A 9,507-nucleotide genomic window follows, 5' to 3' on the forward strand; every position below is an offset into this window, starting at 1 on the left:
TTCGAGAACTACCGCGACTACGACTGGGCGGGCCGCTGGAAGGGCTCGCAGCACTACCAGATGTACGCCGCGGACATCGACGCCATCGCGCCGCAGTCCGTACAGATGCCGCCGATGCAGGCGATGAGACCGCCCAAGCCGCAGGGCTGGATGTCGCAGTTCGTCACGCTGGTGCGCCGCTACACCTCGGTGATCGCGTCGGACAAGGGCTTCCTCGCCCTGTCGGTGATCCTGCCGGTCGTGCTCGGCTCGGTGAGCCTGCTCATCGACTCCGGCAACAGCCTGCTGCCCAACCCGGTCAACCCGAAGACCGGCCGGATCATCCCGAACGGCACGGCCACCACCGTCCTGCTGATCCTCGCGGTCGGCGCCTGCTTCGCGGGCGCGGCGAACTCCGTCCGTGAGCTGATCAAGGAACGGGTCATCTACGAGCGGGAGCGCGCCACCGGTCTGTCGCGCTCGGCGTATCTGATGTCCAAGGTGTTCGTGCTCGGTCTGGTCACCCTGTTCCAGGGGCTGCTGGTCGGTGTCATCGGCTTCTCCAGCCGGGAGATCCCGGCGGAGGGCCTGGTCCTCAAGAGCGCGCCGCTGATCGAGCTGTGCCTGCCGATCATGGCGCTCGGCTTCACCTCGATGATGTTCGGTCTGATCATCTCCTCGCTGGTGAAGACGGCCGAGAAGACCATGCCGCTGCTGGTGATGTTCGCGATCATCCAGGTGGTGTTCACGGGCTGCCTGTTCGCCCTGAACGGTTCGATCGGCGTCAACCAGTTCTCGTACCTGATGCCGTCGCGCTGGGCCGTCGCGGCCGCGGGTACCACGCTGGACTTCAACAGGATCAGCCCGCCGGCGGACGGCGGCGACAACGACCCGCTGTGGGAGCACACCGTCGGCGCCTGGGGCATGGACATGTTCGCCCTGATCGTCCTCGGCGTGATCTGCGGCTTCTTCGTGGCCCGCTTCCTGCGCCGCCACGAGCCCGAGGTCATGCGCAAGTAGCCGGTTCCCGGTCCCGTACGACGCCGAAGGGCGGCACCCCGACCACGGGGTGCCGCCCTTCGGCGTGTGCGGGCGCGTCAGTACGCGCTGTTGACGTTGTCGATCGAGCCGTACCGGTGGGCGGCGTAGTTCGCCGCGGCGGTGATGTTGGCGACCGGGTCGTAGATGTTCCAGGAGGTGCCGGGCACGTGGTACGCGTTGAACGTCGGCTGGATCACCTGGAGCAGGCCCTTGGAGGGCACGCCGTTGATGGCGTTGATGTCCCAGTTGTTGATGGCGTTCGGGTTGCCCGAGGACTCGCGCATGATGTTCTTGTGCAGCCCGTGGTAGGAGCCCGGGATGTTCTTGGCGTCCATGATCGCCAGGGCCTGGCGGATCCAGCCGTCCAGGTTGTTGGCGTAGGTCTTGACGGCGACCTGGCGGACGGCGACGCGGTGCGTGGAGCGGCTCGCGGCCTCCTTGGCGCTGCGCTCGGCGGCGGCCTTCTTGACGGCGGCCCGGATCGCGGCCTTCTTCGCGGCCGCCTTCTTCTTCGCGACGGCGGCGTCGGCGGCGGCCCGTGCGGCCGCCTTCTTCTTGGCCACCGCGGCGGCGGCGGCCTTCTTCTTGGCGTCGATGGCGTCGACCTTGACGCTGGCGCCGGCGAGCTGGTCGGTCACGCTGGCCTTGACGTCACGGACGGGCTCGGAGCTGTAGGCCACGCGGGCCGAGGGGGCGGCGTCCGTCGTGGTCGTCTGCGCGTCGGCCGGCACCACGGAGAAGGCCACGGCGGCGGCGCCGAGGGTGGCGACGCCGGCGATCGCGATCTTCTGAGTGTTCTTGGGCATGGCGGAAGGACCTCTTCGAATAGCGCGGAGGTCGCTCTCTTCGTCCGACTGCGGACAGCGGGTGCTTGAGGCACGAGCGCCGCGGGGGTGAACCCGCGGCGCTGAGCGACGAGAGCAATTCTTAGCGGCCGCAAAATGCCCAGGCAAAGATATGATCCACTATCGCCCATAGTGGATCAGGGAAGGGCAAAACGGGACAGACCATGCCGTCTGTCCCGTTCATTGAGGATGCCTTTACCTCCTATGTCCCTTCGTAGGTGATGTAAGCCCTATGCGCGGGCTCACATCGCCCCACCCCCGCTCTCACTCATGGTTGCCGGAGCAACTCTCAGCGTGAGCGTTTCTCCGGCGGCAGGAGGAGATGCGCGTCCCCGAACTCGTGCCACAGATAGCGCCCCCGCAGCGCCTCCTCGTACCCCCGGTCGATCGCCGCCCGCCCCGCCACCGCCTCCAGCATCAGCAGATGCGACGCCTCCGGCTCGTGCAGCCCGGTCAGCAGCCCGTCCACCACCCGCACCCCGCGCTCCGGCGTCACCACGAGATCCGTCCACCCCGCACGCGCGCGTACGACCCCGTCCGCACCGGCCGCCGACTCCACCGCCCGCACCGCCGTCGTCCCCACCGCGATCACCCGCCCCTGCCCGGCCCGCGTCGCCTCGATCAGCCGCGCCGACGCCTCCGGCACCGCGAACCGCTCCGGGTACGGCGGCTCGTGCGCCTCCGCCGAGGCCACCCCGGTGTGCAGGACCACGGGCGCGAACCGCACCCCCCGGCTCACCAGCTCCGTCACCAGCCCCGCCGTGAACGGCCGCGCCGCGCTCGGCATCTCCGCACTGCCCGCCCCGTCCGCCGACGGCAGCGCGAACACCGTCCGGTACGCCGACAGCGGCTGGTCCCGCTCCGTGTACGCGTACCGGATCGGCCGCCCGTGCTCCCGCAGCAGCCCCGGCACCTCCCCGCCCGACACCCGCGCCCACCACAGCCGCCCGCTGCCCGGACTCAGCGCCTGCGCCAGCATCAGCCGCACACCCCCGGGCAGCCGCACCCGCGTCCCCGCCGGACCACCGGCCCGCGCGCGGGTGGTGCCCTGCCCGTCCGGGTCCCGCAGCTCGACCGCCCACCGGCCGTCGTCCCCGCGCGTGGAGAAGTGCACCACCACGCGCGCGTGCCCGATCCACCCGTCCACCGCCGCCGCCAGCGTCGTCGACGTGTTCACCACCAGCAGGTCCCCGGCCCGCAGCAGCTCCGGCAGCTCCCGGAACCCGCGATGCGCCACCTCCGTCCCCCACGACACCAGCAGCCGTACGTCGTCCCGACCCCGCCCCGGCCCGCGCTGCTCGGCAGGGACCCGCGCCGACAGCTCCTCCGGCACGCTCACCGCCAGCGTCATCGCCGCCCCTCCAGCAGCGCCGGGGCCGCGTACCGCCCGCTCGGCGGACGCTCGTCCAGCAGCCGCAGGAACCCCGGCACCACCGCGCCCGGATCCGGCCGCTCCGCGTCGTCGTCCGGCACGGCCGCCGCGTACAGGTCCGTCGCCATGTCCCCGGGGTCCACCGCCCACACCCGCAGCCCCGGCTCCTCCACCCCCAGCACCGCCGCGAGCTGGTCCAGCGCCGCCTTCGAGGCGCCGTAGCCGCCCCAGGTCCCGTACGCCTCGGCCGCCGCGTCCGAACTGACCGTGATCACCGCCCCGGCCGGCGCCGCCCGCAGCAGCGGCAGCGCCTCCCGCACCAGGCCCAGCGCCGCCACCACGTTCACCTCCAGCGCCCGCCGCAGCCCCTCCAGCGGCAGCGCTTCGAGACGCACCAGCGGCTCGGCGCCCAGCGCGCTCGCGTTGCTCACCACCAGATCGCAGCCCCCGAGCCCGCGGGCCGCCGCCACCAGCGCCGCCCGGTGCGCTGCGTCCGTGACGTCCCCCGCGACCGCCCGGACCACGCCCCCGTGCCCCGCGACCGCGTCCGCCGCCTCCTTCAGCGCGCCCTCCGTCCTGGCGTCCAGCACCAGATCCCAGCCCCGCCCGGCCAACGCCTCGGCCAGCGCCCGCCCGAGCCCCTTCGACGCCCCCGTGATGATCGCCACCGGCATGTCGACAGTCCCCTCTCCAGATCCTCCGACCGCCTCCGCGGACGGTGATCCCAACCTAGGAACCGGCCCGCCCCGGCCGCCTCGGACGCGGGACCGGGCCCGCCGGGGCCCTTCGACGTACGCCCCGGCACCCGGACCAGCGCCCTACACCGCCGTACCGAGGACCTCCGACCTAGGACCGCGGCCCCACTCCCGGCCGCCCTCGGCCCGATCCGCGCTGTCGGACCCCGCCGGTACCGTGAGGGCATGAGCCACGGTCCCCGGTCCGGCCTCGCCGCGGTCAGCGCCGCGCTGCTGGCCATGAGCAGGCATCTGGAGGTGCGCGACGTCCTGAAGACGATCGTCGCCTCCGCCCGCGAGCTGCTCGACGCCCAGTACGCCGCGCTCGGCGTCCCGGACGACCACGGAGGCTTCGCCCAGTTCGTCGTCGACGGCGTCAGCGACCGGCAGTGGAAGGCCATCGGCCCGCTGCCCCGCCAGCACGGCATCCTCGCCGCGATGCTCCACCAGGCCCGCCCCGAGCGCCTCGCCGACGTCCGCAAGGACCCCCGCTTCGAGGGCTGGCCCGCCGCCCACCCCGAGATGTCCGACTTCCTCGGCCTGCCCATCCGCGACGGCGACGAGATCCTCGGCGCCCTCTTCCTGGCCAACAAGAACTGCCCCAAGCCGGAAGGAAGCTGCGGCTTCACCGAGGACGACGAGGAACTCCTCGCCACCCTCGCCCAGCACGCCGCGATCGCCCTCACCAACGCCCGCCTCTACGAGCGCAGCCGCGAACTGACCATCGCCGAGGAGCGCTCCCGGCTCGCCCACGAACTCCACGACGCCGTCGCCCAGAAGCTGTTCTCCCTGCGCCTGACCGCCCAAGCCGCCGCCGCCCTGGTCGACCGCGACCCCTCCCGCGCCAAGGGCGAGCTCCAGCAGGTCGCCGCGCTCGCCGCCGAGGCCGCCGACGAACTGCGCGCCGCCGTCGTGGAACTGCGCCCCGCCGCCCTCGACGAGGACGGCCTCGTCGCCACCCTGCGCACCCAGATCCAGGTCCTCGACCGCGCCCACACCGCGCGCGTGACGTTCACCAGCCGCGGCGTCCGCGCCCTGCCCGCCGCCCAGGAGGAGGCCCTGCTGCGCGTCGCCCAGGAGGCCCTGCACAACGCGCTGCGCCACTCCGGCGCCGCCCAGGTCGACGTCACCCTCCACAAGCGCGGCACCGCCACGGTCCTGCGCGTCACCGACGACGGCGGCGGCTTCGAACCCGCCGCCACCCGCCGGGCCGGCCGCCACCTCGGCCTGGTGTCGATGCGGGACCGCGCCGGCGGCGTCGGCGGCACGCTCACGGTGGAATCGGCGCCCGGCAAGGGCACCACGATCGAGATGGAGGCCCCCGGTGGCTGACGCAATCAAGGTGCTCCTCGTGGACGACCACCAGGTCGTCCGCCGCGGCCTGCGCACCTTCCTGGAGGTCCAGGACGACATCGAGGTGGTCGGCGAGGCCGCCGACGGTGCCGAGGGCGTCGAGCGCGCCGAGGAACTACGGCCCGACGTCGTCCTGATGGACGTCAAGATGCCCGGCATGGACGGCGTCGAGGCCCTGCGCAAGCTCCGCGAACTGGCGAACCCCGCGCGCGTGCTGATCGTCACCAGCTTCACCGAGCAGCGCACCGTGGTCCCGGCCCTGCGCGCCGGCGCCGCCGGTTACGTCTACAAGGACGTGGACCCCGACGCCCTCGCCGGCGCCATCCGCTCCGTCCACGCCGGACACATCCTGCTCCAGCCCGAGGTGGCCGGCGCCCTCCTCTCCCAGGAGGAGACCGGCACCGGCCAGGGCCGCGGCGGCTCCCTCACCGAACGCGAGCGCGAGGTGCTCGGCCTGATCGCGGACGGCCGCTCCAACCGCGAGATCGCCCGCACCCTCGTCCTCTCCGAGAAGACCGTCAAGACCCACGTCTCGAACATCCTGATGAAGCTCGACCTCTCCGACCGCACCCAGGCCGCCCTGTGGGCCGTCCGGCACGGCGTGACCGGCTGAAACGCGCTCCGCGCGAGGCGTCCCGCACGGCAGTACGGAGGGTTCCGCTCCGGACTGAGATTCATACCGTCGTGGGAATGTCCCTCGAATGGCGCAACCTCCATGAGGCCCGCCCGTTCTCCAGTGCGTGCCGCGGCGACTGCCGCGGACATCGCTAGGAGGACTCGAGAAGTGAAGAACCTGAAGAAGGCGGCGGCCGTGACGATGGTGGCCGGCGGTCTGATCGCCGCGAGCGCCGGCATGGCCTCCGCCACCGGCGGTGCCGGGGCCCACGGCCAGGCCAAGGGCTCGCCGGGCGTCGTCTCGGGCAACGTCGTCCAGGCCCCCGTGCACATCCCGGTCAACGCCGTCGGCAACACCGTCAACGTGATCGGTCTGCTGAACCCGGCGTTCGGCAACCTCGGCCTCAACCACTGACAGGGCGACCGCCCCGTTAGTCACCCCATCACGTCATCGCTCTGTCGCTCTGTCGCTCTGTCGCTTCAATGATCCGAACGGGCTGTTCTGCGGCACCGCCCCGCACCGTTCCCGAGCGACGGCGCGTTGATCAGCGCACGACCCGCGGCCGGGTCGGACACGCACACGCAGGAGGAACACTTCCCATGAACATCGCCAAGAAGGCTGCCGTGGCCCTCACCGTCGCCGGCATCGCCGCCGGCGCTTCGGCCGGCGCCGCTGTCGCCGACTCCGGTGCCGAGGGTGCGGCCGTGAAGTCGCCGGGCGTGGCCTCGGGCAACCTGATCCAGGCCCCCGTCCACGTCCCCGTCAACGTCGTCGGCAACAGCGTCAACGTGATCGGCCTGCTGAACCCGGCGTTCGGCAACACCGGCGTGAACGACTGACGTCGACACCACGGTCGGCATCACCGTCGACACCACGAAGGGGCCCCGCGTCACACCGGCGCGGGGCCCCTTCGCACGCACGCCGAGCCGCCCGTCACCCCCGGCCCCGCTCCCGCTCCTCCACATACGCGTTGTACGCCGCCACCTGCGCCCGCCGCGCCGTCCGCTCGACCGGCCGCAACGCCTCCGCGCGCGCCGCCATCTCCCCGGAGCTGACCGCACCCCCGTGCCCGCTCTCCCGCGCCAGCGCCACCAGCAGCCCCACCCGCCGCGCCAGCTCCAGAACCCGCACCGCACGCGGCGGATACCCCGGCGCCAGCACCTCACCGTCCCGCTCGGCCCGCGCCCGGTACGCGTCGATCGCCGCCTCCGCCACCGGCCCCGACCCGGCCACGTCCAGCCGCGCCAGCACCGCCGTCGCCTCCCGCAGCGCCTCCGCCAGCTCCCGCTCGGCCTCACCCAGCGACGGCACATCGGCCGGCGGCGCCTCCCGCACCGGCAGACAGTGCCACACCACCTCGACATGCACATCGCCGTCGGGCCCGGCCTCGGACACCTCCGGCACCAGCCCCAGCGCCGCCCCGTGACAGACCACCGCCTCCCCGGCCTCCAGCGCCCGCGCGTTGAACTCCGGCGGACCGCTCAGCCCCAGCGGATGCCCCGGCGCCGGCAGCGCCACCCGCAGCCCGGCCACCCCCAGCGCCCGCAGCCGCCCGAGCGCCAGCGTCAGCCCCACCGCCCCCGACTCGCCGGGCAGCCCCCGCACCCGGTGCACGGCGTCCTCACCCACGACGGCGACAACGGCGTCGTCCGGCGAGACAAATCCGGCCAACAGGGCATTTCCCCAAGCGGCAAGGCGACCAGAGCGCGATTCCGAGAGCATGGCACCACCCTAAGGACCGGACCGATGGAACGGCTCACCCGGCCGGTGGCGTAGATTTTCCCGAGGGGCCGCGCCACCCGAGCGCGGCGGGCCGAGCCACCGGCGCCCGCGCCACCCGAGACCGGCCACACTGCAAGGGGAGACAACGCGCCAATGAGCGATGTGCTGGAGCTTCAGGACGTAACCGTGGTCCGCGACGGCCGGGCTCTGGTGGACCAGGTCTCCTGGTCGGTCAAGGAGGGCGAGCGCTGGGTCATCCTCGGCCCCAACGGCGCCGGCAAGACGACCCTCCTGAACATCGCCTCCACCTACCTCTACCCCAGCTCCGGCACCGTCACCGTCCTGGAGGAGACCCTCGGCCGCCCCGGCACCGACGTCTTCGAGCTGCGCCCCCGCATCGGCATGGCCGGCATCGCCCTCGCCGACAAGCTCCCCAAGCGCCAGACCGTCCTCCAGACCGTCCTCACGGCCGCCTACGGCATGACCGCCGCCTGGCAGGAGGAGTACGAGGACATCGACGAGCAGCGCGCCCGCGCCTTCCTCGACCGCCTCGGCATGAGCGAGTACCTCGACCGGAAGTTCGGCACCCTCTCCGAGGGCGAGCGCAAGCGCACCCTGATCGCCCGCGCCCTGATGACCGACCCCGAACTGCTGCTCCTCGACGAGCCCGCCGCCGGCCTCGACCTCGGCGGCCGTGAGGACCTCGTACGCCGGCTCGGACGCCTCGCCCGCGACCCGATCGCCCCCTCCATGATCATGGTCACCCACCATGTCGAGGAGATCGCCCCCGGCTTCACCCACGTCCTGATGATCCGCCAGGGCAAGGTCCTCGCCGCCGGCCCCGTCGAACTGGAACTCACCTCCCGCAACCTCTCCCGCTGCTTCGGCCTCCCGCTCGTCGTGGAACAGGTCGGCGAACGCTGGACGGCCCAGGGCCTCCCCCTGTCCTGACCGCGGTCCGCCGCCCCGGCCACTGCGCATCGCACCCTGTCGGCGGCACCGCACTCGGACCTACCATGACCGTGTGAACGACATCGACGCATGGGTGTGGTGGCTCGTCGGCGCGGCAGCGCTCGGAATCCCGCTCGTGGTGACCGCGATGCCGGAATTCGGCATGTTCGCGGTCGGCGCGGTGGCCGGCGCGATCGTGGCCGGCCTCGGCTTCGGAGCCGTGGCCCAGGTTCTCGTCTTCATCGTCGTCTCGGTCGCCCTGATCGCCGTCGTACGGCCCATCGCGGCCCGGCACAGCGCACAGCGCCCCCAACTCGCCACCGGAGTGGACGCGTTGAGAGGGAAGCAGGCCGTCGTGCTGGAACGCGTCGACGGCTCGGGCGGCCGTATCAAGCTCGCCGGGGAGATCTGGTCGGCCCGGGCACTCGACTCCGACCGCACGTACGAGGTCGGTCAGGCCGTCGACGTCGTGGAGATCGAGGGGGCCACGGCGATCGTCATCTGACCTCGCACAACTCCCGTACCACGCAAGTGAACGGAACACCTCCCGAGGTGTGCGACGGTCTGTCAGACTCGACCGGAAAGATCGTTCGGCAGCCGAAGAAGCAGGAAAGAAGGGGACGGGGCGCTCGATGGAACCAGTCATCATCGTCTTGATCATTCTGGTGGTGTTGGTCTTCATCGCCCTGATCAAGACGATCCAGGTCATCCCACAGGCCAGCGCCGCCATCGTCGAGCGCTTCGGCCGCTACACGCGGACGCTCAACGCCGGCCTCAACATCGTCGTCCCGTTCATCGACACCATCCGCAACCGCATCGACCTGCGCGAACAGGTCGTCCCCTTCCCGCCGCAGCCGGTGATCACCCAGGACAACCTGGTCGTCAACATCGACA

Annotated in this window: 12 protein-coding genes; 8 read left to right on the plus strand and 4 right to left on the minus strand. The window is 72.2% G+C overall.

All coding sequences use genetic code 11. The features are described 5' to 3' along the window. Positions 1-999 (plus strand): ABC transporter permease (locus G6W55_RS36120; RefSeq protein WP_175524855.1); only part of this gene is annotated, 999 nt, incomplete at its 5' end. Positions 1,000-1,076: 77 nt separating this feature from the next. On the opposite strand, the gene G6W55_RS36125 is transcribed toward G6W55_RS36120, so the two are convergent. The 3 genes from G6W55_RS36125 to G6W55_RS36135 form a co-directional block, all read right to left on the minus strand. After that, complete coding sequence (locus G6W55_RS36125) at positions 1,077-1,826, minus strand: transglycosylase SLT domain-containing protein (protein ID WP_030790944.1); 750 nt, start codon at positions 1,824-1,826, stop codon at positions 1,077-1,079. Positions 1,827-2,154: 328 nt separating this feature from the next. Continuing rightward, entirely contained in the window at positions 2,155-3,216 is a 1,062-nt protein-coding gene (locus G6W55_RS36130; RefSeq protein ID WP_175524856.1) for an S-adenosylmethionine:tRNA ribosyltransferase-isomerase, read from the minus strand. Then, on the minus strand, positions 3,213-3,911 hold the full coding sequence (locus G6W55_RS36135) for an SDR family oxidoreductase (protein ID WP_175524857.1): 699 nt from the start codon (positions 3,909-3,911) through the stop codon (positions 3,213-3,215). Before G6W55_RS36135 ends, G6W55_RS36130 begins: the two co-directional genes overlap by 4 nt. Before the next feature lie 246 nt (positions 3,912-4,157). Between G6W55_RS36135 and G6W55_RS36140 the strand changes: the two genes are divergently transcribed. The 4 genes from G6W55_RS36140 (at position 4,158) to G6W55_RS36155 (ending at position 6,779) form a co-directional block, all read left to right on the plus strand. Then, positions 4,158-5,303: a GAF domain-containing sensor histidine kinase gene (locus G6W55_RS36140; RefSeq protein ID WP_175524858.1), complete on the plus strand. Its 1,146-nt coding sequence runs from the start codon at positions 4,158-4,160 to the stop codon at positions 5,301-5,303. Next, positions 5,296-5,937, plus strand: a complete 642-nt coding sequence (locus G6W55_RS36145) for a response regulator transcription factor (protein WP_175524859.1) — start codon at positions 5,296-5,298, stop codon at positions 5,935-5,937. The genes G6W55_RS36140 and G6W55_RS36145 overlap by 8 nt, the downstream gene beginning before the upstream one ends. 171 nt (positions 5,938-6,108) lie before the next feature. Further along, positions 6,109-6,354, plus strand: coding sequence for a chaplin ChpE (chpE, locus tag G6W55_RS36150; RefSeq protein WP_175524860.1), 246 nt, complete (start codon positions 6,109-6,111; stop codon positions 6,352-6,354). Positions 6,355-6,539: 185 nt separating this feature from the next. After that, positions 6,540-6,779, plus strand: a complete 240-nt coding sequence (locus G6W55_RS36155) for a chaplin (RefSeq protein WP_030790928.1) — start codon at positions 6,540-6,542, stop codon at positions 6,777-6,779. Positions 6,780-6,873: 94 nt separating this feature from the next. On the opposite strand, the gene G6W55_RS36160 is transcribed toward G6W55_RS36155, so the two are convergent. Then, entirely contained in the window at positions 6,874-7,662 is a 789-nt protein-coding gene (locus G6W55_RS36160) for a hypothetical protein (RefSeq protein ID WP_175524861.1), read from the minus strand. A gap of 153 nt (positions 7,663-7,815) precedes the next feature. On the opposite strand from G6W55_RS36160, the gene G6W55_RS36165 reads away from it, so the two are divergent. The 3 genes from G6W55_RS36165 to G6W55_RS36175 all read left to right on the plus strand — a co-directional run. Then, positions 7,816-8,613, plus strand: a complete 798-nt coding sequence (locus tag G6W55_RS36165; protein ID WP_078633026.1) for an ABC transporter ATP-binding protein — start codon at positions 7,816-7,818, stop codon at positions 8,611-8,613. A 73-nt stretch (positions 8,614-8,686) separates the two neighbouring features. Next, positions 8,687-9,118, plus strand: coding sequence for an NfeD family protein (locus tag G6W55_RS36170; RefSeq protein WP_078633025.1), 432 nt, complete (start codon positions 8,687-8,689; stop codon positions 9,116-9,118). 127 nt (positions 9,119-9,245) lie between these two features. Next, positions 9,246-9,507, plus strand: a 262-nt coding sequence (locus G6W55_RS36175; protein WP_254876576.1) for an SPFH domain-containing protein, incomplete at its 3' end; no start/stop codon positions are given.

It is taken from the genome of Streptomyces sp. CAI-85 (assembly GCF_013363615.1).
Lineage (GTDB): Bacteria > Actinomycetota > Actinomycetes > Streptomycetales > Streptomycetaceae > Streptomyces > Streptomyces antibioticus_B.

What these genes read in the sequence shown, in the direction of transcription:
- G6W55_RS36165 (WP_078633026.1), top strand. Translation starts at nt 7,816, where the DNA reads ATGAGCGATGTGCTGGAGCTTCAGGACGTAACCGTGGTCCGCGACGGC.
- G6W55_RS36140 (WP_175524858.1), top strand. Translation starts at nt 4,158, where the DNA reads ATGAGCCACGGTCCCCGGTCCGGCCTCGCCGCGGTCAGCGCCGCGCTG.
- G6W55_RS36155 (WP_030790928.1), top strand. Translation starts at nt 6,540, where the DNA reads ATGAACATCGCCAAGAAGGCTGCCGTGGCCCTCACCGTCGCCGGCATC.
- G6W55_RS36135 (WP_175524857.1), bottom strand. Translation starts at nt 3,911, where the DNA reads ATGCCGGTGGCGATCATCACGGGGGCGTCGAAGGGGCTCGGGCGGGCG.
- G6W55_RS36130 (WP_175524856.1), bottom strand. Translation starts at nt 3,216, where the DNA reads ATGACGCTGGCGGTGAGCGTGCCGGAGGAGCTGTCGGCGCGGGTCCCT.
- G6W55_RS36160 (WP_175524861.1), bottom strand. Translation starts at nt 7,662, where the DNA reads ATGCTCTCGGAATCGCGCTCTGGTCGCCTTGCCGCTTGGGGAAATGCC.
- G6W55_RS36125 (WP_030790944.1), bottom strand. Translation starts at nt 1,826, where the DNA reads ATGCCCAAGAACACTCAGAAGATCGCGATCGCCGGCGTCGCCACCCTC.